Here is a 23,613-nt window from a genome sequence, read left to right on the forward strand (position 1 = left end):
GCGGACAATTAGAATTGAAAACTGCGCGCCGGTGGGGCGCGGTCTCCCGTTCCGGAAGGGCTTACGGTGTCCAACACAGCTGAATCCACGGCCAAGCGCCCGCTCCGCGTCGCGATTGTCGGCGCCGGACCCGCGGGTGTCTATGCCGCGGACATCCTGACCAAGTCCAACGAGGTCAAGGACGGCGATTTCGAGGTCAGCATCGACCTCTTCGAGGCCTACCCGGCACCGTACGGCCTGATCCGCTACGGCGTGGCCCCGGACCACCCGCGCATCAAGGGCATCGTCAACGCCCTACACAAGGTCCTGGACCGCGGCGACATCCGGTTCCTGGGCAACGTCACCTACGGCCGGGACCTCACGCTGCATGACTTCCGAGCCTTCTACGACGCCGTCATCTTCTCCACGGGCGCCATCAAGGACGCCGAGATGGACATCCCCGGCATCGACCTCGAGGGCTCCTTTGGTGCCGCCGACTTCGTGTCCTGGTACGACGGCCACCCGGACGTCTCCCGCGAATGGCCGCTGGACGCCAAGGAAATCGCGGTCATTGGCAACGGCAACGTGGCCCTGGACGTCGCACGGATGCTGGTGAAGCACGCGGACGAGCTCCTTGTCACCGAGATCCCGGACAACGTCTACCAGGGCCTGAAGAACTCGCCGGTCACGGACGTCCACGTCTTCGGCCGCCGCGGCCCCGCCCAGGTCAAGTTCACCCCGCTGGAGCTGCGTGAACTCAGCCACGCCCGCGACGTCGACATCGTGCTCTACCCCGAGGACTTCGAATTCGACGAGGCCTCCGACGACGCGATCCGGAGCAACAACCAGACCAAGACCATGGTGAACACCATGACCAACTGGCTGGTCGAGGAGCACGCCGAGGCTGAAGAGCCGTCGTCCCGCCGCCTGCACCTGCACTTCCTGCACAGCCCGGTGGAAATTTACGACGACGGCGGGTCCGGCAAGGTGGCCGGCATCAAGTTCGAGCGCATGCAGCTTGACGGCACCGGCAACGTCAAGGGCACGGGGGAGTTCATCGACTACCCGGTGCAGGCCGTCTACCGCGCCATCGGTTACCACGGCTCCGCGCTGGACGAACTGGAATACGACGCCAAGCGCGGGGTCATCCCCAACGAGGGCGGCCGGGTCCTGGACGCCGACGGGAACCCTGTCCCGGGCATTTACACCACTGGCTGGATCAAGCGCGGCCCGGTCGGCCTGATCGGGCACACGAAGGGCGACGCCCTGGAAACCATCGGCTTCCTCCTCGAGGACAGGCTCACCCTGCCGCCGGCACAGAACCCTGACCCGCAGGCGATCATCGGCCTGCTCGAGGAGCGCGGCATCGAGTACACCACGTGGGAAGGCTGGAACAAGCTGAACGCCCACGAAGCCGCCCTCGGCGCATCATGGACGGAAGCCGCGGAAGCCGCGGAGGCCGACGGCGGCGTCGTTCGTGAACGCATCAAGGTGGTGCCGCGCGAGGAGATGATCCAAATCTCCCGCGGCTAAACCCAACTAGGTAGCAGCACAGGGCGTTCCTAGCGCTGGGAACGCCCTCTGCTGCTACCTAGTTGGGGGGACTAGACTGTTCCGGGCAAGCGTTTGGGCGAGTGGGAGTTCGATGAAGAACCTGATCCAGCCGGCGGGACCTGAAATCAAAGATTCGGTGCTGGTGCAGCGCCGCGCCCTGGCAAGCCACGAATTCCTGGACGGCCATGCGCAGAGCGAAGTCTTCCCCGACGCGGAAGAAATCCCCGGCCTGCGCCGCCTGATCCGCGAATCCTGGCAGCGGTCCGCCCAGCTGCGCGCCAACCCCGATAACCCCGAGGCGCCGCTGGCCATCGCCGCGGACGAGCTGGAGGAATACCGGCGCCAGCACCCGCTGGCCGCCATCATGCCCGTCATCCAGAAACTCCTCATCCGGCCCAGCCACGACTGCGGCCTGCTGGTTGCCGTGGGCGATGAGGTGGGCAGGCTGCTCTGGGTGGAAGGCGATACCGGCGTGCGCAGCCGCGCCGAGGGCATGATGTTCGTTCCCGGCGCCGACTGGTCGGAGGCCACGGTGGGGACCAGTGCCCCCGGGACCGCCCTCGCCCTGGGGCGCGGCATCCAGATTTCCGGTGCCGAGCACTACAAACGTTCAGTCCACCCCTGGAGCTGCACAGCGGTACCGTTCCAGGACCCCGATTCAGGCGCGCTGCTGGGGGTCGTGGACATCACGGGCACCGAGGCGGCCGTGGCGCCGCACACGCTCTCCCTCGTGGAGGCCACCGTGGCGGCGGCCCAGGCCCAGTTGCGCGTGGAACGCCTGCAGCTCGCGGCTGCCCAGGAACGCTCCAAAGCACGACGGCGGCACCCGGGTTCCGGGGCGGCCGGCGGTTCAGCGCGGGAAGGCAGCCTGTACCGCAACAGCCTGCAGCTGCTCGGCCGCGACCAGGCGCTGCTCAGCATCGAGGGCCGCAGCGTGGTGCTGTCCGCCCGGCACAGCGAGATCCTGGCCCTGCTCAGCACCCACCCGGACGGCCTCAGCGCCGAGGAACTGAGCGTCCTGTTGTACCCGGGGGACGGCTCCACGATCACCCTGCGGGCCGAGATGGTGCGGCTCCGGAAGGTCCTGCAGCAGCTGAACCCCGCTGCGGTTCCGGAGTCGCGGCCGTACAGGCTGGCGTTGGAACTCTTGCCGGACAGCAGCCAGGTGCTCACCTGCCTGCAGCGTGGCGCCCACCGGATCGCTTTGGAAATCTACCGCGGCGCCGTTCTGCCCCGCTCGGAGGCCCCCGGCGTCGTCGAGCTCCGGAACCGCGTGTCCGCGCTGCTGCGGGAGGCCGTCCTGACGGACGGCAGCGCGGAGTCGCTGCTCAAGTATGCGGAACTGCCGGAGGCAGCGGACGACGTCGACGTCCGCCGTGCCGCCCTGAAGCTCCTGCCGCCGCGCTCGCCCAAGCGTGCCGCCGTCGTCGCTGATCTGGAGCGGCTGGAAGCGGAACTGAGCGCCTAACTTCTCGCGGGCGGGGAAGTTAGGGTGATGTGGGTCACGTGGTTGCAACCTGGCTGCAACCTGCCCGCTCCTAGGCTCAGTGCATCGGCGATCACCATGCGGATCGCCACGATGTTGCAGAGCAAAGGAGCCAGCAATGACCGTATACGCGCAGCCCGGTACCGAGGGTTCGAAGGTCACGTTCAAGGACCGCTACGAGAACTGGATCGGCGGCGAATGGGTTGCACCCGTGAAGGGCCAGTACTTCGAGAACATCACGCCCGTCACCGGCAAGCCTTTCTGTGAGGTGGCCCGCGGCACCGCCGAGGACATCGAACTCGCCCTCGACGCCGCGCACAAGGTGGCTCCCTCCTGGGGCCGGACCTCGGTGGCCGAGCGGGCCGCGATCCTGAACAAGATCGCCGACCGCATAGATGAGAACGTCGAACTGCTCGCCGTCGCCGAGACCTGGGACAACGGCAAGCCGGTCCGCGAGACCCTCAACGCGGACATCCCGCTGGCCGCCGACCACTTCCGCTACTTCGCCTCCGCTGTCCGCGCCCAGGAGGGCCGGCTGTCGCAGCTCGACGACGACACCACGGCCTACCACTTCCACGAGCCGCTCGGCGTCGTGGGCCAGATCATCCCGTGGAACTTCCCCATCCTGATGGCCGTCTGGAAGCTGGCCCCTGCGCTCGCCGCGGGCAACGCCGTCGTCCTCAAGCCCGCGGAACAGACACCGACCTCCATCCTGGTGCTGATCGAACTGATCGGTGACCTGCTGCCGGCAGGGGTCATCAACGTGGTCAACGGCTTCGGCGTCGAGGCGGGCAAGCCGCTGGCCTCCAGCCCGCGGATCCGCAAGATCGCGTTCACCGGCGAGACCACCACCGGCAGGCTGATCAGCCAGTATGCCTCCAACAACCTGATTCCGGTGACGCTGGAACTCGGCGGCAAGAGCCCGAACATCTTCTTCAACGACGTCGCCGACTCCAACGATGCGTTCTACGACAAGGCCCTGGAAGGGTTCGCGCTGTTCGCCTTCAACCAGGGCGAAGTCTGCACCTGCCCGTCCCGCGCCCTGGTCCAGGAAGGCATCTACGACTCCTTCATGGCCGATGCGCTGGCCCGAACCGAGAAGATCATCCAAGGCAACCCGCTTGATACGGAAACGCAGATCGGTGCGCAGGCCTCCAACGACCAGCTGGAAAAGATCCTTTCCTACATCGACATCGGAAAGCAGGAGGGCGCCAAGGCGCTCACCGGCGGCGCCCGTGCTGAACTGTCCGGGGACCTGGCCGGCGGCTACTATGTCCAGCCCACGATCTTCGAAGGCCACAACCGGATGCGCATCTTCCAGGAGGAGATCTTCGGCCCCGTGGTGTCCGTCACCCGCTTCAGCGACTACAACGACGCCATGGGCATCGCCAACGACACCCTCTACGGCCTCGGCGCCGGCGTCTGGTCCCGCAACGGCAACGTCGCCTACCGGGCGGGCCGCGAGATCCAGGCCGGCCGCGTCTGGGTCAACAACTACCACGCCTACCCGGCCGGCGCCGCGTTCGGCGGCTACAAGTCCTCCGGCATCGGCCGTGAGAACCACGCCATGATGCTGGACCACTACCAGCAGACCAAGAACCTCCTGGTCAGCTACAGCGAAAACAAGCTCGGCTTCTTCTAAAGCCGTCCCAGCCCGGGCGGGGACGGATCAGCTCCACCCGTCCCCGCCCGCACCATGCTTCCCGCCCTACCGCGGCGGAAGAACCAACCCCTGACCACCCCTCAGGAAGGCACCATCACCCGTTCCGCACCACCCAAACAACGCTCTAACGACGCAAGGATTTCGCCAATGACGACGACAATGCAAGCAGCCGTAGTATCCGAATTCGGCAAGGACCTTCAGATCCAGGCCATTCCCGTCCCCTCGCCCGGCCGCGGACAGGCCCTCATCAAGGTGATCACCAGCGGGGTCTGCCATACCGACCTCCACGCCGCGGAAGGGGACTGGCCGGTCAAACCGTCCCCTCCCTTTGTGCCCGGCCATGAAGGCGTGGGCGAGGTGGTGGCCCTCGGCGAGGGTGTCACCGATCTCGCGATCGGGGACCTGGTGGGCAACGCCTGGCTCTGGTCCGCCTGCGGCGACTGCCAGTACTGCCGCACCGGCTGGGAAACGCTGTGCGAGGCCCAGAAGAACGCCGGCTACAGCGTGGACGGCTCCTTCGGTGAGTACATGCTGGTGGACAGCCGGTTTGCCGCGCGGATTCCGGCCGGCTCGGATCCCGTGGAAGTCGCCCCGGTGCTCTGTGCCGGCGTCACGGTCTACAAGGGACTGAAAATGACCGAGGCCAAACCGGGGGAGTGGGTCACCATCTCCGGCATCGGCGGCCTGGGCCACATCGCCGTCCAGTACGCCGTGGCCATGGGCCTGCGCGTCGCAGCCGTCGACATCGCGGACGACAAACTCGCCCTTGCCAGGAAGCACGGCGCCGAACTCACCGTCAACGCGCTCCACGAGGATCCCGCGGAGGTCATCCAGCGTGAAACGGGCGGCTGCCACGGAGTCCTGGTCACGGCGGTGCACCCGTCGGCCTTCGGCCAGGCCATCGGCATGGCCCGTCGCGGCGGCACCATCGTGTTCAACGGCCTGCCGCCGGGTGACTTCCCCGCACCGATCTTCGAGATCGTGCTCAAGGGCCTGACCGTCCGCGGCTCCATCGTGGGCACCCGGCAGGACCTCGAGGAAGCGCTGGATTTCTACGCGCAGGGCAAGATCCACCCCACCGTCTCCACCCGGGAGCTCTCGGAAGTCAACGCCGTCTTTGATGAGATGAAGCACGCGAAGATCGACGGCCGTGTGGTGCTGAGGTTCTGATGTCCCACACCAGGCTGGACGCCGCTGTGACGCTGCCCGGGGAGGACTTCTCCCGGGTGGCGCTCACCGCGGAGGCGGTGCGACTGCTGCGGAAGCTCTGGGCGCAGCACGGCCCGCTCATGTTCCACCAGTCAGGCGGCTGCTGCGACGGATCCGCGCCCATGTGCTACCCGGCGGGGGACTTCCTCACCGGGGAGTCGGATGTGCTGCTCGGGCGGTTTGATCTCTTGGCGGACGACGGCGGACGGTCCGGTTCCGTGGACGACGGCGGCTTCCGCGGCGCCCGCGACGGCGGCCAGCCGCTGGAGTTCTGGACGTCCAGGGAACAGTTCGGCTACTGGAGCCACACCCACCTGACGGTGGACGTGGTGCAGGGGCGGGGGAGCGGATTTTCCGTCGAGGCGCCGGAAGGCAAGCGCTTCCTAATCCGCTCCGCACTCATGGACTGGCCGGTCTGAGCGAACTCAGACCGGATGCGATACTCCTCGGCAGATGATGCTCAGGTGGGGCCGCGAACTAGCGGCCCCGCCTGAGCGTTGCCGGTTAATTGACTGGTTGAAAACCCCCAATTTGGGTGGACCAACAGCGCAAAGAGCTCCGGTTCGGCCGCATCCACAAGGTTTTCACGGGCAGGCCCCCGCACGATGGCACGGTTACATCCCTCCTAGCGGCAGGTGTGCCATGAATCTCTCAGTCTGGAAGTCAGACGGGGGCGCGGATCAAAGTCGATCTGCGTCACCCGCCGATCCACAAACAAACCGGCGTCAACGACGCAAGAAGCACCGCAAACAAGCCATCTCCATGCGGACGGTGGCAGCAGCAACCACATTGATGATGCCAATCGCCATGGGGTTGCCTGTGGTGGCGGCCAACGCCGTGCAGGCACCGGTGGGGGAGGGATTCACCATCACCCCTTCCGATCTCTCCTTCATCCTGAAGCAAATCAAGATCGCTGAAGCACATGTGGCCAATACGACCTCAGCCACCGGCCCCTGTGGTGCGCTGATCGGCACGGGCCCCAACCAGATCCCGAGCCCCTTGGTCTCCCAGGGGCTCCGGACGGTGGATGGGTCATGCAACAACCTCCAAGCGGGCCAGGAGACGTTCGGCGCAGCCGACCAGAAGTTCCCGCGCCTGACCACACCGGTGTTTAAGAGTGCCGAGAACTCGCCTCCCGCGTTCGGGCCTTCCCAGCCGACGTCGTACGCGCAGAAGAAGGGCAACGTCTTCGACTCCGAGCCCCGCGTGATCAGCAACCTGATCGTGGACCAGACCTCGACCAACCCGGCGGCGGTCGCCGCGGCCGGTAACCCGGTCCGGACACAGGGCAACACGGGCGTCGTACCCTGCACCACGGACCCGGATCCCCTGGCCACCCCGCCCGTCGTCGGCGTTCCCGCAGACTGCGTGCCGTCCCACAGCACGCTGTTCATCGAGAACGTGACCACCGACGTCGGCCTCTCCCCGCCCTACAACTCGATGTTCACGCTGTTCGGCCAGTTCTTTGACCATGGGGTGGACCAGACCGTCAAGAGCGGCGGAACCGTCTTTGTTCCGCTGAAGGATGACGACCCCTTGATCGCAGGCCCGGACCATGTCTTCGGCAACGCGGACGATCTCGATCCGAACCTGCGCTTCATGGTGTTGACCCGGGGCCAGAACCAGCCCGGTCCAGACGGCGTCCTGGGAGACAACCCTGCGACTGCCGCCGATGAAAGCGCTGACGACATCCAGGATGCGAACAACACGGACTCGCCCTGGGTCGACCAGAGCCAGACCTACACCTCGCACTCCTCGCACCAGGTTTTCCTGCGGGAGTACGTGAATAACACCGACGGCAAGCCAGTCGCCACGGGTAAGCTGCTCGGCGGACCTGCCGGCCCCACCGCCGGCGGCATGGCCACCTGGACCACCACCAAGGCCCAGGCTTCTGCTCTTCTCGGTATCCAGCTGCTGGACAAGGACGTGTTGAACGTTCCGATGATCGCGGCGGACCCGTACGGCAAGTTCATCCCTGGCCCGCTGCGCGGCCTGCCGCAGTTCGTGACGGCGACGGGACTCGTGGAAGCCAACCGCGCTGATAATGGCGGCCTCGGCACGCTCGTCCCGGCGGACGTCAAGTACTTTGACACGCCGTTCCTGACGGACATCGCGCACAACGCGGACCCGTCCCCGCAGGATACGGACCATAACCCCGCCACCCCGAAGGTGACGCCGGCAAAGGATGCGGACACGACGGCCTCGGCCGATTTCGCCAGCCAGGCACCCGGCACCTATGACGACGAGATGCTGAACGCGCACTTCATCGCCGGTGACGGCCGCGTCAACGAGAATATCGGCCTGACAACCATCCACCAGATCTTCCACTCCGAGCACGACCGGCTCGTCGGCGACATCGAGAACGTGCTGACCAACGACACGTCCGCGAGCGGCACGGCAGCCCTGGCTGAATGGAAACTGACGTCGGGTGCCAGCGGCTGGAACGGCGAGCGGCTCTTCCAGGCGGCACGGTTCATCACCGAGATGGAGTACCAGCACCTGGTCTTCGAGGAGTTCGCCCGCAAGGTTCAGCCTGCGATCAACCCCTTCGAGCCGTTTGCATTTACCCAGACGGAGCTCAACCCCGCGATCAAGGCTGAGTTCGCCCACGCCGTATACCGCTTCGGCCACTCCATGCTGACCGAAACGATCTCGCGCCGGAACGAGGATGGGGCCGGCCCCGACACCGTGTTCGGCACGTCCGACGACACCAAGGGCAGCCAGAACGATATCTCCTTGCTTGATGGCTTCCTCAACCCGCCCGAGTACACCAACGGCGGGCCTGCCGGGCCGCTGACCTCGGAAGAGGCCGCCGGAAGCGTCATCATGGGGATGTCAGACCAGGCCGGTAACGAACTGGATGAGTTCGTGACCGACACGCTCCGCAACAACCTGCTGGGCCTGCCCCTGGACCTTCCCACGATCAACATGACGCGCGCCCGTTCTGAAGGAATTCCGCGGTTGAACGTCCTTCGCCGGGAGCTCTTCAACTCCACGAATGACGGCCAGCTGAAGCCCTACACCAACTGGGTCGACTACGGCGAGAACCTCAAGCACCCGGAGTCGCTCGTCAACTTCGTGGCGGCCTACGGTCTGCACCCGTCCATCACCGGCGCAACGACGCTGGCGGCCAAGCGGGAAGCTGCTCGGCTCATCGTCAGCCCTGCTCCCGGGGATGTTCCTCCGGCCGACGCCGCAGCGTTCATGAACAGCACGGACGCCTGGGCCAACAACGGCACGAGCTCAATCACCGGCCTCGACAACGTCGACCTCTGGGTTGGCGGCCTCGCAGAGCAGACGGTGGTATTCGGCGGCCTGCTGGGCAGCACGTTCAACTACGTCTTCGAGAACCAGCTGACCAACCTGCAGAACGGCGACCGGCTGTACTACCTGGCGCGCACCCCGGGCATGAACCTGAGGGCGCAACTGGAGGGCAACTCGTTCGCCGAGATGATGATGCGCAACACGAACGTGCACAGCCTGAAGGCCGATGCGTTCGCCACGTCGGACTGCAAGTTTGAACTGAAGAAGCTGGCAGGCACCACGGCCGGCTTTGCAGCATCCGGCAACACCGTAGCTGACGACCCGGACTCAGAGTGCAGTGAAGCGGACCTGCTGATCCGCATGCCTGACGGCACGATCAAGTACCGGTCAAGGAACACGGTCGATCCCTCCGGTATCAACGGGCAGAGCGTCTACAACGGCACTGCCGGCGTGGACCGCATCTTCGGCGGAAACGACAGCGACACCTTCTGGGGCGGTGAAGGCAACGACGTCATCGAGGGCGGTGACGGAGCCGACGTCGCACTCGGCGGCGACGGCGACGACATCATCACCGACCTCGCCGGCGACGACGTCCCGAAGGGCGGACCCGGCAACGACGCGATCGACGCCGGACCCGGACTGGACATCGTCATGGGTGGAGACGGCAAGGACTTCACGAACGGTGGGGCCAACGCCAACGAGACCTTCGCCGGAGCCGGTGACGACTTCGTCATGCTGGGCGAGAGCCTTGACGCCGCATTCGGCGACAGCGGCGACGACTGGGAAGAGGGCGGCGACCAGCCGGACCTGATGCAGGGAGACAGCGGCAACCTGTTCTTCCTGGACGATTCCCAGAAGCCCGGACACGACGTCCTTGTCGGCCAGGGCGGCGACGACGACTACGACATGGAGGGCGGCGACGACATCGGCGTCGGCGGTCCTGGCATCGAGAAGGTCGCCGGCGCCTCCGGTTACGACTGGGAGATCGGTCAGGGCGACCCGCAGGCACAGGATCTTGACCTGGCCCTGCCGATTCCTCCGCTGGACATCCTGACGGTGGGCGTCCGCGACAAGTTCAACGAATTGGAAGCCGCGTCTGGCTGGAAGCTCGACGACAAGCTTCGCGGTGACGATGTGGTTCCCAGCGCCGTTGGCGGCGCCGGATTCATCGGATGCGACGTGCTGGATCAGGCCGGTGTGGACCGGATCGCCGGACTTGGCGACCTGGTGACGACCTTCCCGACGCTGACATCCGACGTTGTGGCCGCCTCGGCGTCCAAGGACTGCCCGCTCCTCACCGGTACAAACGTCTGGGGCGAAGGGAACATCCTTCTCGGCGGCGGTGGCAGCGACCTTCTCGAGGGCCGCGCCGCCAACGACATCCTCGACGGCGACCGGTACCTCGGTGTCCGGCTTAGTGTCCGCACTGACCCGAACAACGCGGCAACCGAGATCGGCAGCGCCAGCATTGAAGGGCCGGGGCAGAGCGCAATGACCAGCCGGTACCTGAAGGACGCCAACGGCAACCTCACGGGACCGACGCTCCAGGAAGCTGTCTTCGCAGGAACCGTGAACCCGGGCAACATCGTGGCGGTTCGCGAGATCCTCACCGGTTCCGGCGGCACCGACTCGGCAGTGTTCACCGGTCTGGAAGCGGACTACACGGTTACCACCACCGGCGGAACCGGCGTTCTTGGCTCGCCGGGGTCCACCACCACGGTGACCGACAACGTGGGCACCGACGGTACCGATACCCTTCGGAACGTCGAACGGCTGGTGTTCGCCGATACCGTTGCACCGTCGGCGCCCGTCATCGCCGCGGCAACGGCCGGCAACGGCCAGGCAACGGTCAACTTCACCCCGGCAGCAGGCGGCGCAGCCACCAGCTTCGAGGTGCGGGTGGTCAACGCAGCCGGAACCCAGGTCGGCGCACTTCAGACGGCAGACGCCGGTGCCACCAGCCTGGTGGTGACGGGTCTGACCAACGGAACCCCTGTCCGGTTCCAGGTCCGGGCCGTGAACGCAATCGGCACCAGCGCCTTCTCGGCACTGTCCAACGCGGTAACGCCGTCGGCTCCCGTCCTTGCCAGCGCTCCGGCGATCGGCACGGCGACCGCCGGCAATGCCCTGGTCACCGTGCGGTGGACCGCCCCCGCGGCGGTACCAAGCGCGCCGGTCACGCAGTTCCGGGTCCGCGTCTTCGTGGGAACGAGTGCCACTCCGACCCGCGAAGTGATCGTGGGGAACGTCACGAACAGTACAGTGACGGGACTCATCAATGGAACGGGATACACCTTCGACGTCTCGGCGATCAACGCGGCAGGCACGGGCGCACCATCGGCCCGCACTGCCCTGCTCACGCCGCGCACCGAGTTTGTGGCCCCGACGATCACCGCCAGGACGCCGGCCTCCGGTGCCAAGTCCGTCAGCCAGTCGAACAACCTGACGGTGACGTTCAGTGAGCCGGTAGCAAATGTCACCACGGGTACCGTGGTGCTGCGGCTCGGCACAACCGTTATCCCGGCCTCGGTCACGTACAACAACGCGACCCGGACTGCGACGGTGAACCCGACCGCTAACCTGCAGGCTGACCGCACCTACTCACTGGCTGTATCCTCAGTCCGCGACACGGCCGGCAACACCGTCGCGTTCACGTCATGGCAGTTCACGACGGGGCCCGCCCCGACGGTGGCCTCTGTGACTCCGGGTATTGGCGCAACGAACGTGGGCCGGACGGCCAACGTGACGGTGCGTTACAGCGAGCCGGTAACGAACGTCACCACCGGAACCGTGGTCCTGAGGCGCGGCACCCTCGCAGGACCCGTCGTGACGGCGACGGTGACGTACAACGCGGCAACGAGGACGGCGACGCTCAACCCGTCGGCGACCCTCGCAGCCAACACCACCTACACGATGGCCACCTCCGCGGTCCTTGACCTGGCCGGCAACCCGCTTGCCTTCCGGTCCTGGACCTTCCGGACAGGCGCTGTGTAATTCAATTGGCCGGTTGGCGGCTCCTGACAAGGGGCCGCCAACCGTCCGCCTGGACACCACGCCCGGCCCTCCACCACACCGCGCAGCCGCAGCGCGGAGGAGGGCCGGGCGTGGTTTGCGTGCGCGCGTCTCAGTATTCGGGACAAATATGGCCGTCCACTGGATGGACACTACACTTGATAGGTCTGTTTCCATCCCCTATCAGGACTGTGGACTTCCAATGAACCTTTTCCGGACCAAATCCATCGAGCAGTCAATAGCCGACGCCGATGAACCCGGACGCAAGCTGAAGCGCTCCCTGAGCACCTGGGACCTGATGATCATGGGCGTTGCCGTTGCCGTCGGCGCCGGCATCTTCTCCGTGGGCGCCAAGGCCGCTGCCAACTTCGCGGGCCCCGCCGTCACCATCTCCTTCCTGGTCGCCGCCATCACCTGCGCACTGGCGATCATGTGCTACGCCGAGTTCGCCACCGCCATCCCCGTGGCCGGCTCCGCGTACGTTTTCACATATGCCACCATGGGCGAGATTCTGGCCTGGATCATCGGCTGGAACCTCATCCTGGAGCTCTTCACGGCGGCTGCGGTGATCGCCAAGTACTGGGGCATCTACCTCAGCAAAGTCTTCGCCCTCATGGGTGTGGAAATGCCGCCTGCCATCTCGATCGGCGGCGTTGACCTGTACTGGGGCGCGTTCCTCATCGTCGCCGTCTTCACCGTGCTGCTGGTCCTCGGAACCAAGCTGTCCGCCCGTGTGGGCAACATCTTCACGCTGATCAAGATCGGCGTGGTGGTGTTCGTGATCATCGTCGGCTTCAGCTACGTGAAGCTCTCCAACTACAGCCCCTTCGTCCCGGCCTCTGAACCGACGGCCAACGGAGCGGCCGACGTCATGAAGCAGTCATTCTTCGGCTTCCTCACCGGCGCCGCCCCCGCGCAGTACGGCACCCTGGGCATCTTCGCCGGCGCCGCGCTGGTGTTCTTCGCCTTCATTGGCTTCGACGTCGTGGCCACCTCCGCGGAAGAGGTCAAGAACCCGCAGAAGACCCTGCCCCGCGGCATCTTCGGCGGCCTGGCCCTGGTGACGCTGCTATACATCCTGGTATCCCTCGCGCTGACCGGAATGGTCTCGTACACGCAGCTCGCCGAGGCTGAGAGCCCCACGCTCACCACGGCCTTCGAGGCCGTCGGCAACACCGATGCCGCGAAGGTGATCGCCTTCGGATCCCTCGTGGGCCTGACCACCGTGATCATGGTGCTGCTCATGGGCCTGGCCCGCGTTGTGCTGGCCATGAGCCGCGACGGCCTGCTGCCGCGCTCGCTGTCCAGGACCAGCGAAAAGCGTTCGACGCCCGCCCGCCTGCAGATCATCTGCGGCGCCGCCGTAGCCCTGGTTGCCGGACTCACCAACGTGGACCTGCTCGAGGAAATGATCAACATCGGCACCCTGTCCGCCTTCGTGATGGTCAGCCTGGGCATCATCGTGCTGCGCAGGAAGCGCCCCGACCTGAAGCCGGCCTTCCGCGTGCCGTTCGGCAAGGTAATTCCCGTCCTGTCTGCGGTGCTGTGCCTGTACCTGATGACCAACCTTGCCGTGGAGACCTGGATCTTCTTCGGCATCTGGCTGGTGGTGGGCGTTGCCATCTACTTCGCCTACGGACAGCGGCACTCCCGCCTCAACGAGAAGTTCGCCGCCGCCAAAGCCGCCGTGGACGGCACCGCAGGCGGCCTCGATGACCGGGACGACGACGAGGACGCGCTGACCAAGGTCTAGCCTGATCCGATCTGCTTTGGCAACCGCCCGCTGGTGGTCTGTTTAGGGGGCGGCATGCCGCCCCACCCAGTCCACCAGCGGGCGGAGCTGTTCCCAACGGGCGGCGATCTCGCGTTCCGCCTCCGCTGAGCCGAGCCAGACGGGCTCGCCGAGGGTGACACCGGCGGAGAGCGACTTGTGCTTCAGCAGCTCCGCGCGGGGATGGTCCTTCGGAAAGCCCCGCGGCACCGTTTTCAGTTTCTCGCCTTCGATGGCGAATCCTGCCGCCGCGATGGCGTCCACGATGCGCTGCAGCTGTTCACCGGTGCTCCCCGCGTCCACGGAATTGCGGTAGCGGACCAGCTGCGCAGGTGAATGCGAGTGGTAGCCGCCGCCAACCAGCAGGCCGTCGGCGCTGATCTGCAGGTAATAGCCCACGCCTTCCTGGTAGGAGGCGAAGGCGCCCTGGGCGGTCTTGTAGGGGGACTTGTCCGGGGAGAAGCGGACGTCGCGGTTGGGGCGGAAAATCTTGGCCGGGCCAAAACGTGGCTCAAGGTCGGCGAGGAGCGCCTGGAGCGGGCCCTTGACGGATCCCTGGTACACCGTGGAATGGGCCTGCCACCAGTCGCGGTTGTTGTTCTCCTCCAGCTCAGCGTAGAACTTCGTTGCCGCGGCGGGGATGCCCTCGAATGTGCTCATGGTTGAAGCCTAGGGTTTGCCGGTGCCTCCGGCCATGGCCGCATCCGGCTATGTGGAACGCGCGCCTATGTGGAAATCAGCCACAGGCCGTGATGCGGTACAGCGTGCGGCCCTCTGCAGAAGCCACTTTTTCAAAACCCTGCTCCGTGGGGACTTTGTAGAAGCCCGGCCACCGGCTCAGGCTGACACTGCCGTGCGACGCGCCGGGGGCATCCTCGTAGAAGTAGGTGGCGCCGACCTTGCGCACCGCCTCACAGATGGCGGGGTCTGTTGCGAGCCGGTTGAAGCCGGTGCGGAGCAGTTCCTTGGCCGCGCTGCCCGCGGTTGGAGCACCCAGTTGGGTGTAGACGACGTGCCGCCCCGTCAGCGCATAGAAGTACGTTTCGCCGTTGAAGGGGTCCCCGATCACCACCGCATCTGCCGGCAGCATCGCACCCGACCGCTCGATAAAGGCCTGTTCCCCGCTGGACAGCACGCCGGTCCCCGGCTTGTTCGAGACAGCGTAGTTTTGTGCGGCCACCGCCACGCGTTCCACTGACCGGTAGCTCCCGGAACCGACGTAAAGCGCACCGGTGACCGCGACGACGGCCAGGGTGAAGAGGATGGCGGGAACGGGCCACCGTCCCGACGTGCCTGCCCGTGGCAGCCGGGCGGACAGGGCCCGGACCGCTGCCCGCACCACGGCCCCGGTCGCCACGGCAACTGCCAGGGCCGCCAGCAGGCTCCCCGTCATTGCAATGAACGGCGCGATCCGCTGGGTGTCCTTGTACCAAACGCCTGTCAGCCATCGCAGTCCGTTTTCGGGTCCCGCGGCGAGCACATAGAGCCCCACGAAAGCCAGCCAGGCGACGGCGAGCGGCCTCGCTTCCCTGACAAAAACGGCTACCACCGCGCCAAGGATCACCAGCAGCCCCACTGCCACGTTGAAATCGTCCGGCGCGGGCGGGGAGAGTGCCGGGAAGCGCGGCAGATCGAAGAAGGCAAGGTACAGGGAATCGGGGACCACGGCCCGCACAGCCCGGCGGTAGGCCATGACACCCGCCAGCAGGCGCGAGTTGGCCAGCACCGACCATGCCGCTGTGGCAAGCACTGCCGCCGCCAGCGCAGCCCCGAGCGTGGGCAGGGGACGGCGCCGCACGCCGCGCACCAGCTGCGGCAGGAAACGGGCGGCCACAAAGGGCAGAAACGCGACGGCGGTGGCAAACAGGGCACTGGGGTGCGCCGCGGCACAGCCGCCGAGGAGTGCGAGAAGGATGGCTGCCAGCAGGATCTTCTCCCGGGCCGGCGTTTCTGCCCGTCCGGCGGACCTCAGGCGGCGCAGCAGCAGGACGGCCACGGCCAGGGTTGCCGGCACCAGGGCGGTGGCCAGGCCGTTGGGCCACTGGCCGCTGCGGAGGAGCTGCGAGAAGGGGAAGCTGACGAAGGAGGCCGCGATCAGCGGCGTCAGCGCCCAGGCCGCAGGGTGCCGCGGCAGCACGGCTGTGGCCAGAAAGGCCAGGCCGGCCGGCCAGATCAGTCCGCCGATGACGATCGAGGACAGATTGGCCGCTTCAGACACGCTGCCGGGGACGAGGGCCACGGCGCCATGCCAGCCTGCGGGGTAATAGGTGGCGGTGCCTGCGCCGAAAATTGGTGCGATGCTCCACGGGGTGGCCCTGCCGCTTTCCTGGATCCACCTCAACGCGTTCAGGTGGAAGATGGGGTCCCAGCCCTGTGAGGCAGTGGCAGGGTCCCCGATTCCGCGGAGGATGGCCAGGCAGGTCAACCCGGATCCGACGGCGACCCCCGCGGCCACCGCCAGCGCCGCCGGCCGGCCCAGGCCTTCAGGCCACAGCGGCTTCCCAAAGGCGAACCGCCTGCCGGCCAGCCAGGCGGCAACGACCCACGGCAGGGCAACAAGCGCTGCAGTGGCGGCGTTCCATGGCAGCCCAGCCGCAGCTGCCAGGAAACTGCCGGGCAGGAACATCAGCAGTGTGACGGCCGGACTGAGCGCGATGGCCGGCAGCCAGCCCGGCTTTAGCGGGAGCAGAACCAGGAGTCCCGGCAGGAAAAATGCGGCGGCAAGGAACAGGACGGTCGGGGCCGAGGGTGCCAGCCCGAAAAGCCAATCAAGCATGGTCGGTTCAGAGCGCTCCGGGCCGGATCTTGCTGCGTCGCGGTGCGGCGAGTGCCTTGTTAAGGAGCCTGGCCGTCAGCGACCCGGCCGCCGGAGGCCCGGACGTCGCGGACGCGGACTGGCCCGGCAGCGGCGGATAGATTGCGTCAGCCTCGGCGCGCTTGCGTGCCACGAGATCCGGCAGCTCGTCACGCAGCGAACCCCGGCTCTCAGGGATTCCGGGGTCCTCACCATCCAGCGCGAGCGACCAGCCGCTGCCTAGCGAGGCCACCGACTCGTGCTTGACGTCGTAGTACCCCTTCTTTATTCCGACGGCGAGGCCGCGGGCCCCCGCCGACGCTGCCAGCAGATGAAAATGGAAGCGGCTGGTCACCCAGGTCTGATTGGCGGACAGGGGAAGGCCGTGGGCCCAGATGTGCAGGAACGGCAGGAACCGTTCTTCCGGAATGAGGTCCGCCAGCTGTTCGTAGGCGACGCGGTCGGCGCCGGGGATGGCCTCCACGTAATAGGCTGCGGTTCCTTCGGCCACGGCCTTTTCGACGGCGGCCCTCGCCAGATCCACGGCCGTTCCGAACCGCTCCGGATCGGCCGTGTCGCTTTGAATACAGACGTAGAGGCCAGGTTGGGCGGCGGAACGCGCGATTTCGGCGGTGACGCCCAGGAAGGCATCATCGAGCTCCTGGCTGACGCCGTAAGCAGCGGCGCCGGCTTCGTCCCGGGCCGCCGCGTGCGCAAAGTCCTGGAACAGGGGCATCTCAGCCGGGGCCGAGGTCAGAGCGGGCATCAGTCCCTGGCCTGTGGCGATCAGGCGGGCACCCGTTATCCCGTGCACGGCACGCATCGCCAGCACGAGTCCGGCGTGGTGGGACCAGTTCTCATTGATGAAGCCGCCGCCGATGAGATGCAGCGACTCGGCTTCCCGCAGCTTGAGCAAGCCAAGGTCGTAGGCCGGGGAGCCCAGGCCCGTGACCCGGGCCCTGATGGTCTCCGCTGCCTCTGGCAGCGGGAGTTCAGCGGTCTCGTGCACCAGCCGCCACAGGGTGTTGGTGACACGCAGGCGCGGATGGAGCCCCTCGAAAAGGACCTGCGCCAGGCCCGGCTGTGGGCAATCGAGCCAGACGTCGGCCTCGGGCCGCACTTCGGCAAGGTATTTCAACCATGCGGCGGCGATGAATTCGTCGCCGAAATTGGGGTTGCCCGAAGGGCCGATCAGATAAATAGGACCCGACTGCATGCTGATGACTATATCGTCCCGCAGCGGGGAAGCCGGTGCCGGCGGCTGAGGTTGCGGCAGGCCCAACCTGCGCTTCCCCGGACGCAGGAAACCCCGCCGCGGCCGTGAACGGGTCACTGTGCTGCGGCGGGGTCCTTCGTTGCGCTCTGGTGCTGTTAGCCGATCTTGTTGGCGGCTTCGGCATCGGAGAGCGGTGCTGCGCCGAGGTTGGCGCGGAGCTTGGCACCGAGTTCGGCGTCAACGTTGGTCCAGTACTGGATGGCGCGTTCCTTGATGTCGGCGCGCTTCACGCCGCCCACTGCACCGGTGATGGTGTCCAGGAAGCGGGCCTTTTCGGCGTCGTTGTAAACCTCGCGGTACAGCGCACCGGCCTGGACGAAGTCGCCGTCCTCTGCGTGCAGGGAGTGCGCGGCGTGCGTCAGCGCGCCGTCGTTCTCCCAGCCGCCGCCGACAACGTCAGTGTCAACGGCAGCCGGGCCGCCGAACGTGTTCGGTGCGTAGACCGGCACGGAGGGAGCGTTGAACAGGAAACGTCCCGCGCCGTCCTGGCTGTAGTTGTTGACCTGGTTCTTCGGCTGGTTCACCGGGATCTGGGCGTGGTTGGTGCCCACACGGTAGCGGTGCGCGTCGGCGTAGGAGAAGATCCGGGCCTGGAGCATCTTGTCCGGGGACGCGGCGATGCCGGGTACGAAGTTCGACGGCGCGAAGGTGGCCTGCTCGATCTGCGCGAAGTAGTTCTCCGGGTTCCGGTTCAGCTCCATGGTGCCGACCTTGATCAGCGGGTAGTCCGCGTGCGGCCAGACCTTGGTCAGGTCGAACGGGTTGAACCGGTAGGTCTTGGCGTCCTCGTAGGGCATGACCTGCACGTGCAGGTCCCAGGAGGGCAGGTTGCCGGCTTCGATGTTCTCGTGCAGGTCGCGGATGTAGAAGTCCGCGTCAGAGCCGGCGAGGGCCTCGGCTTCTTCACCGGTGATGCTCTTCACGCCCTGGTTGGACTTGAAGTGGTACTTGACCCAGAAGCGCTCGCCCTCGGCGTTGATCCACTGGTAGGTGTGCGAGCCGTAGCCCTGCATTTCACGCCAGGACGCGGGCAGGCCGCGGTCACCCATCAGCCAGGTGACCTGGTGTGCGGACTCGGGGGACAGAGTCCAGAAGTCCCACTGCATGTCGGCGTCACGCAGGTGCGTGCCGGGCAGGCGCTTCTGGGAGTGGATGAAGTCCGGGAACTTGATGCCGTCGCGGATGAAGAACACCGGGGTGTTGTTGCCCACGAGGTCGTAGTTGCCCTCGGAGGTGTAGAACTTCACCGCGAAACCGCGCGGGTCGCGCCAGGTGTCGGGGGAGCCGTTCTCGCCCGCGACGGAGGAGAAACGGATCAGCATCTCGGTCTCCACACCGGGCTGCAGGAACGCGGCCTTGGTGTACTTGGAGATGTCCTCGGTGGCCTTGAAAGTGCCGAACGCGCCGCCGCCCTTGGCGTGCACCACGCGCTCCGGAACACGCTCGCGGTTGAACTGGGCGAGCTTCTCCACCAGGTAGTGGTCGGTGAGGATGATCGCGCCGTCAGCGCCGACAGCCTTGGAGTGCGCGTCGGATGTAACCGGGGCACCTGACTGGGTCGTCGAAATGGCAGTCATTGTTCTCCTATTTCTTAATTACTTGTCATTTACGTTTGCAGGAAGTTTTTGGGCCCGCTGGCACTCACCGCAGATCCCCTGGTACATGACATCCGCGATCTGGATGGTCATGGGGTGGGAATCCTCGCTCCAGTGCGGGGTCAGGCACGGGGCATGGCCGACAGCGCAGTCGACGTCCTCCACCCGCCCGCAGCTGATGCAGATCGCGTGGTGGTGGTTGTCTCCCACCCGCGTCTCATACAGCGCCGGGGAATGCGGAGGTTCGAATCTGCGCAGCATTTGCAGGTCGGTGAGATCACCCAGCACCACGTACACGGACTGCGCCGTCAGTTCCGGCAGTTCCTCGCGGGCAGCCGCAAGGATGTTTTCCGCCGGGGAGTGCGGGTGATGCTCGACGGCGGCCAGGACCGCCAGCCGCTGCTTGGTCACCCGGCGGCCGTGGGCGCGCAGGGCCGCGGCCCATGCTTCGTGGCTTTCCGGGTGATCGGTCATGACTCCATTGAATCACTTATTTTGACTAGATCACAATAAGGCGAGGCTAAGTTCCTGCTGAGGCTAGAGTTGCCGGGTGGGAAAACTTCTGGCCGACATCACTCCGCTGCGCGAGAGCCCAGATTTCCGGCGGCTTTGGCTGGGTTCGGCGGTCTCCAATGTGGGCAGCCAGCTCACCCTCGTGGCGGTGGGCCTGGAGGTATACCGGCTCACCCAGGACAGCCTGTACGTCGGGCTCCTCAGCATCTTTGCCCTGGTGCCGCTGGTGCTGGGCGGCCTGCTGGGCGGGTCCATCGCCGACTCCCACGACCGCCGGACGGTGGCGCTGCTGTCGTCGGCCGTGCTGTGGCTGACCACCGGCGGCCTCGCCCTCCAGGCCTGGCTGCAGGTGGGCAATGTGTGGCTGCTGTACGCCCTCGTGGCCGTGCAAAGCGGTGCCCAGGCGATAAACCAGCCCGCCCGCAGTGCCATCATTCCGGCGCTGTTGCGGAAAGAGCTCCTGCCGGCCGCCAACGCACTGAACATGGTGACGTTCGGGCTGTCCATGACGGCGGGGCCGCTGCTCGCCGGCGTCCTGGTGGCCAGCGTCGGCTTCGGGTGGACGTACACGCTGGACGTTATCAGCTTCGTCTTTGCCTTCTGGGCCCTGCTGAAACTCCCCACCATGCCGCCCGGCAGCGAAGCGGGCCGGGCCGGGATGCGGTCCGTCGTGGAGGGCTTCCGGTTCCTGGGCACGCGGCCCAACCTGCGGATGACGTTCATCCTCGACCTCATCGCGATGATCCTCGCCCAGCCGCGTGCACTGCTGCCGGCCATCGGCGCCCTCATGATCGGCGGCGGGGAAACCACGGTGGGCATCCTGCTGGCATCCGTCGCGGTGGGCGCCTTCCTCGCCGGCCTCTTTTCCGGGCCGCTCGGTGCGGTGCGGCGGCAGGGGAGCGCAGTGGTGTGGTCGGTCATGGGCTGGGGCGCTTCATTTGCCGCGTTCGGCCTCGTGGTGGTGCTGGCCGGGCGGTCCGGCTCCGGCGGCGTGACCTTCTGGCTGGTTCCGGCGGCGATATGCTGCGGCCTGGCGGGCATCGCGGACTCGGTGAGTGCCGTCTTCCGCACCACCATCCTGCAGGCCGCGACCCCGGACCACCTGCGCGGCCGGCTTCAGGGAGTCTTCATCGTGGTGGTCGCCGGAGGGCCCCGCCTGGGCGACATGCTGGCAGGCGGCGGCACTAAAATTCTTAGTGAGGGCTGGGTCCTGCTGCTGGGCGGCCTCCTGTGCATCGTGGTGGCCTGGTTGGTGGCGCGGTGGCAATCCGGCTTCCTGAAGTACGACGCGCGGAATCCCGTTCCGTAGCGGCGGTGCCGGTTCCGACTTCTGAGCTGTGGAGGAAAAATTGCACAATCACCACAACGGACTGAAAACGGCGGCGCTGTTCGGCGTGCTGTGGGCGATCCTGCTGGGCCTGGGCGCCCTCATTGCCGCCAATACCCGCAGCTCGGCCCCGATCCTGATCATGGCGCTGATCGGCGTCGGGACCACGGCCTACGGCTACTGGAACAGCGACAAGATCGCGCTACGCTCCATGCAGGCCTACCCTGTCACCGAAGCCCAGGCACCGCAGCTGTACCAGATGGTCCGGGAGCTCTCCGCCCGCGCGAACCAGCCGATGCCGCGGATTTACGTCTCGCCCACCATGGCGCCCAACGCCTTCGCCACCGGCCGGAACCCGCAGAACGCCGCCGTCTGCTGCACGGAGGGGATCCTGCAGCTCCTCACCCCCCGGGAACTGCGCGGTGTCCTCGGCCACGAGCTCATGCACGTCTACAACCGCGACATCCTGACCTCGTCCGTGGCCGCTGCCGTTGCCGGCGTCATCACCTCCGTGGGGCAGATGCTGCTGTTCTTCGGCGGCGGGGACAGGCGCAATTCGAACCCGCTGGCCCTCATCGCCATGGCGCTGCTGGCACCGCTGGCAGCCTCACTGATCCAGGTGGCCATCTCCCGGACCCGGGAGTACGACGCCGACGAGGACGGCTCGCAGCTCACCGGCGATCCGCTGGCACTCGCCTCCGCCCTGCGCAAGATCCACCAGGGCGTCCAGGCCGCACCGCTCCCGCCGGACCAGCGGCTGGTCAACGCCTCGCACCTGATGATCGCCAACCCGTTCCGCGGCGGCGGGCTCACCAAACTGTTCGCGACGCACCCGCCGATGCAGGACCGCATCAGCCGCCTTGAGCGGATGGCGGGCCGGCCGCTCAGCTGACGGCCGCCGTCGTACTTCCCGCTCCGCGACAGGCATTGCACCCTGTGACGCGCATAATGCCCGGCGCGGCTGGAATACCCGTAGCGAGCGGAACTTTGCGCGTCGTCTGATGAGTTGCGCGTCGTCACGTCAGCGAGCGGGCGTAGCAGACCGACAGCGGCTCGCCCGCGTACGGCCCGAAGTTGTCGATCAGGCGGTAGCCCTCGCGCTCATAGAAGCGGATGGCATCGGGCTGGGCCGTGCCGGTCTCCAGCCTGAGCTCGGTCAGGCCCAGGCGGGCCGCTTCGGCCTCCAGGCTTCTCAGGACCGCCGTGGCGGCACCGCTTCCCCTGTGGCCGGGCAGCACAAACATCCGCTTGATCTCCGCGGACCGGGCGTCCAGCCGGCGCAGGGCGCCGCAGGCAACGGCTGCCCCCTCGTGGTTCCGGGCCACCAGGAACACCGTGATGTCCTCGGCGCTGGGCGCGGAACCGGGCTCGTGGTCACCGCTGCCGTAGCGGGTGTCCAGTTCGGCCCGCTGCATGCTGCGGAGAGTGGCCCCGTCTTCCGCATCCCACGGCTCGGAACTGACTGAGAAGTTCATTGGTTTCCTTTCCCTGATGGCGCGTTCCCTGATGGCGCGCAAGAGGGGCTGGCGATACCTGTCGCCAGCCCCTCGCCCGAGCCCGTCTACGAAACTAGCTGCGGAAGTTTACGAACTGAAGATCGGCCTCGTCGAAGTCCTTCAGCAGGGCCATGGTGGCCTGCAGGTCGTCGCGGGACTTGGACGTGACGCGGAGTTCGTCGCCCTGGATCTGGGACTTGACCGACTTCGGGGCCTCGTCGCGGATGAGCTTGTTGATCTTCTTGGCGAGGTCCTGTGCGATGCCTTCCTTGATGGAGGCCTCCAGCCGGTATTCCTTGCCGGACGCGTAGGGCTCGCCGGCGTCCAGGGACTTGAGCGAGATGCCGCGGCGGATGAGCTTGGACTGCAGCACATCAAGGACGGCCAGGACGCGCTCCTCCGAGTTCGCCTTCATCAGGATCTTTTCGCCGCTGAAGTCGACCTCGGCGCCGACGCCCTTGAAGTCGTACCGCTGGGCGAGTTCCTTTTGCGCCTGGTTCAGCGCGTTGGCCACCTCCTGCTTGTCTACCTTGCTTACGACGTCGAATGTGGACTCGCCTGCCATGACTCTCCTTTGCTGGTGCATGCGTCGCCCGGGCGGTGAGGCTCCGGGCAGGGTGTGGGTATCTGGATTCCAGCGTAGTACGGATGGCAAGGATGTGAAGGTGGGCGGC

The 23,613-nt window shown here is 66.6% G+C and carries 16 protein-coding genes; 9 read left to right on the forward strand and 7 right to left on the reverse strand.

Going from position 1 to position 23,613, the window contains the following annotated elements; translation table 11 throughout:
- Positions 1–66 precede the first annotated feature (66 nt).
- The 7 genes from AC57BR_RS21220 to AC57BR_RS21250 all read left to right on the forward strand — a co-directional run bounded on the left by AC57BR_RS21220 (position 67) and on the right by AC57BR_RS21250 (position 13,920).
- Positions 67–1,512: an FAD-dependent oxidoreductase gene (locus AC57BR_RS21220; protein WP_496364203.1), complete on the forward strand. Its 1,446-nt coding sequence runs from the start codon at positions 67–69 to the stop codon at positions 1,510–1,512.
- 112 nt (positions 1,513–1,624) lie between these two features.
- Positions 1,625–3,001 carry a GAF domain-containing protein gene (locus tag AC57BR_RS21225; protein WP_496364205.1) on the forward strand — a complete coding sequence of 459 codons (1,377 nt, stop codon included), beginning with the start codon at positions 1,625–1,627 and terminating at the stop codon, positions 2,999–3,001.
- A 136-nt stretch (positions 3,002–3,137) separates the two neighbouring features.
- Positions 3,138–4,661 carry an acetaldehyde dehydrogenase ExaC gene (exaC, locus tag AC57BR_RS21230; RefSeq protein ID WP_496364207.1) on the forward strand — a complete coding sequence of 508 codons (1,524 nt, stop codon included), beginning with the start codon at positions 3,138–3,140 and terminating at the stop codon, positions 4,659–4,661.
- Between the two features lie 168 nt (positions 4,662–4,829).
- The gene (adhP, locus tag AC57BR_RS21235; RefSeq protein WP_496364209.1) at positions 4,830–5,852 is read left to right on the forward strand and encodes an alcohol dehydrogenase AdhP; all 1,023 of its coding nucleotides are present in this window, start codon (positions 4,830–4,832) and stop codon (positions 5,850–5,852) included.
- Positions 5,852–6,310 (forward strand): DUF779 domain-containing protein, encoded by a 459-nt coding sequence (locus AC57BR_RS21240; protein ID WP_496364211.1) that lies wholly within the window; start codon positions 5,852–5,854, stop codon positions 6,308–6,310. The genes adhP and AC57BR_RS21240 overlap by 1 nt, the downstream gene beginning before the upstream one ends.
- A 343-nt stretch (positions 6,311–6,653) precedes the next feature.
- Complete coding sequence (locus tag AC57BR_RS21245) at positions 6,654–12,149, forward strand: peroxidase family protein (protein WP_496364213.1); 5,496 nt, start codon at positions 6,654–6,656, stop codon at positions 12,147–12,149.
- Positions 12,150–12,369: 220 nt separating this feature from the next.
- Positions 12,370–13,920: an amino acid permease gene (locus AC57BR_RS21250; protein WP_496364215.1), complete on the forward strand. Its 1,551-nt coding sequence runs from the start codon at positions 12,370–12,372 to the stop codon at positions 13,918–13,920.
- Positions 13,921–13,962: 42 nt separating this feature from the next.
- On the opposite strand, the gene AC57BR_RS21255 is transcribed toward AC57BR_RS21250, so the two are convergent.
- The 5 genes from AC57BR_RS21255 to AC57BR_RS21275 form a co-directional block, all read right to left on the reverse strand.
- Positions 13,963–14,598 (reverse strand): DUF2461 domain-containing protein, encoded by a 636-nt coding sequence (locus AC57BR_RS21255; RefSeq protein ID WP_496364217.1) that lies wholly within the window; start codon positions 14,596–14,598, stop codon positions 13,963–13,965.
- 76 nt (positions 14,599–14,674) lie between these two features.
- Entirely contained in the window at positions 14,675–16,714 is a 2,040-nt protein-coding gene (locus AC57BR_RS21260) for a DUF6541 family protein (protein ID WP_496364219.1), read from the reverse strand.
- 7 nt (positions 16,715–16,721) lie between these two features.
- Complete coding sequence (locus tag AC57BR_RS21265; protein ID WP_496364221.1) at positions 16,722–17,948, reverse strand: polysaccharide pyruvyl transferase family protein; 1,227 nt, start codon at positions 17,946–17,948, stop codon at positions 16,722–16,724.
- Between the two features lie 155 nt (positions 17,949–18,103).
- The gene (locus AC57BR_RS21270; RefSeq protein WP_496364223.1) at positions 18,104–19,585 is read right to left on the reverse strand and encodes a catalase; all 1,482 of its coding nucleotides are present in this window, start codon (positions 19,583–19,585) and stop codon (positions 18,104–18,106) included.
- Between the two features lie 18 nt (positions 19,586–19,603).
- Positions 19,604–20,077 carry a Fur family transcriptional regulator gene (locus tag AC57BR_RS21275; RefSeq protein WP_377998107.1) on the reverse strand — a complete coding sequence of 158 codons (474 nt, stop codon included), beginning with the start codon at positions 20,075–20,077 and terminating at the stop codon, positions 19,604–19,606.
- Between the two features lie 76 nt (positions 20,078–20,153).
- Here AC57BR_RS21275 and AC57BR_RS21280 point away from each other — a divergent pair, with 76 nt between their 5' ends.
- A complete protein-coding gene (locus tag AC57BR_RS21280; protein WP_496364225.1) occupies positions 20,154–21,425 on the forward strand; it encodes an MFS transporter in 1,272 nt (423 codons plus the stop codon).
- Between the two features lie 40 nt (positions 21,426–21,465).
- Positions 21,466–22,335 (forward strand): zinc metalloprotease HtpX, encoded by an 870-nt coding sequence (gene htpX / locus AC57BR_RS21285; protein WP_496364227.1) that lies wholly within the window; start codon positions 21,466–21,468, stop codon positions 22,333–22,335.
- A 124-nt stretch (positions 22,336–22,459) separates the two neighbouring features.
- On the opposite strand, the gene AC57BR_RS21290 is transcribed toward htpX, so the two are convergent.
- Positions 22,460–22,918: a GNAT family N-acetyltransferase gene (locus tag AC57BR_RS21290; RefSeq protein WP_496364229.1), complete on the reverse strand. Its 459-nt coding sequence runs from the start codon at positions 22,916–22,918 to the stop codon at positions 22,460–22,462.
- 94 nt (positions 22,919–23,012) lie between these two features.
- Positions 23,013–23,504 carry a YajQ family cyclic di-GMP-binding protein gene (locus tag AC57BR_RS21295; RefSeq protein ID WP_496364231.1) on the reverse strand — a complete coding sequence of 164 codons (492 nt, stop codon included), beginning with the start codon at positions 23,502–23,504 and terminating at the stop codon, positions 23,013–23,015.
- Positions 23,505–23,613: the final 109 nt, after the last annotated feature.

This window comes from Arthrobacter sp. BGA-UO-ETr-C19, from assembly GCF_059568005.1.

Excerpts from the sequence above, each read along its gene's own strand:
- AC57BR_RS21225 (WP_496364205.1), top strand. The coding sequence starts at position 1,625 with ATGAAGAACCTGATCCAGCCGGCGGGACCTGAAATCAAAGATTCGGTG.
- exaC (WP_496364207.1), top strand. The coding sequence starts at position 3,138 with ATGACCGTATACGCGCAGCCCGGTACCGAGGGTTCGAAGGTCACGTTC.
- adhP (WP_496364209.1), top strand. The coding sequence starts at position 4,830 with ATGACGACGACAATGCAAGCAGCCGTAGTATCCGAATTCGGCAAGGAC.
- AC57BR_RS21240 (WP_496364211.1), top strand. The coding sequence starts at position 5,852 with ATGTCCCACACCAGGCTGGACGCCGCTGTGACGCTGCCCGGGGAGGAC.
- AC57BR_RS21245 (WP_496364213.1), top strand. The coding sequence starts at position 6,654 with ATGCGGACGGTGGCAGCAGCAACCACATTGATGATGCCAATCGCCATG.
- AC57BR_RS21250 (WP_496364215.1), top strand. The coding sequence starts at position 12,370 with ATGAACCTTTTCCGGACCAAATCCATCGAGCAGTCAATAGCCGACGCC.
- AC57BR_RS21255 (WP_496364217.1), bottom strand. The coding sequence starts at position 14,598 with ATGAGCACATTCGAGGGCATCCCCGCCGCGGCAACGAAGTTCTACGCT.
- AC57BR_RS21260 (WP_496364219.1), bottom strand. The coding sequence starts at position 16,714 with ATGCTTGATTGGCTTTTCGGGCTGGCACCCTCGGCCCCGACCGTCCTG.
- AC57BR_RS21265 (WP_496364221.1), bottom strand. The coding sequence starts at position 17,948 with ATGCAGTCGGGTCCTATTTATCTGATCGGCCCTTCGGGCAACCCCAAT.
- AC57BR_RS21270 (WP_496364223.1), bottom strand. The coding sequence starts at position 19,585 with ATGACTGCCATTTCGACGACCCAGTCAGGTGCCCCGGTTACATCCGAC.
- AC57BR_RS21275 (WP_377998107.1), bottom strand. The coding sequence starts at position 20,077 with ATGACCGATCACCCGGAAAGCCACGAAGCATGGGCCGCGGCCCTGCGC.
- AC57BR_RS21290 (WP_496364229.1), bottom strand. The coding sequence starts at position 22,918 with ATGAACTTCTCAGTCAGTTCCGAGCCGTGGGATGCGGAAGACGGGGCC.
- AC57BR_RS21295 (WP_496364231.1), bottom strand. The coding sequence starts at position 23,504 with ATGGCAGGCGAGTCCACATTCGACGTCGTAAGCAAGGTAGACAAGCAG.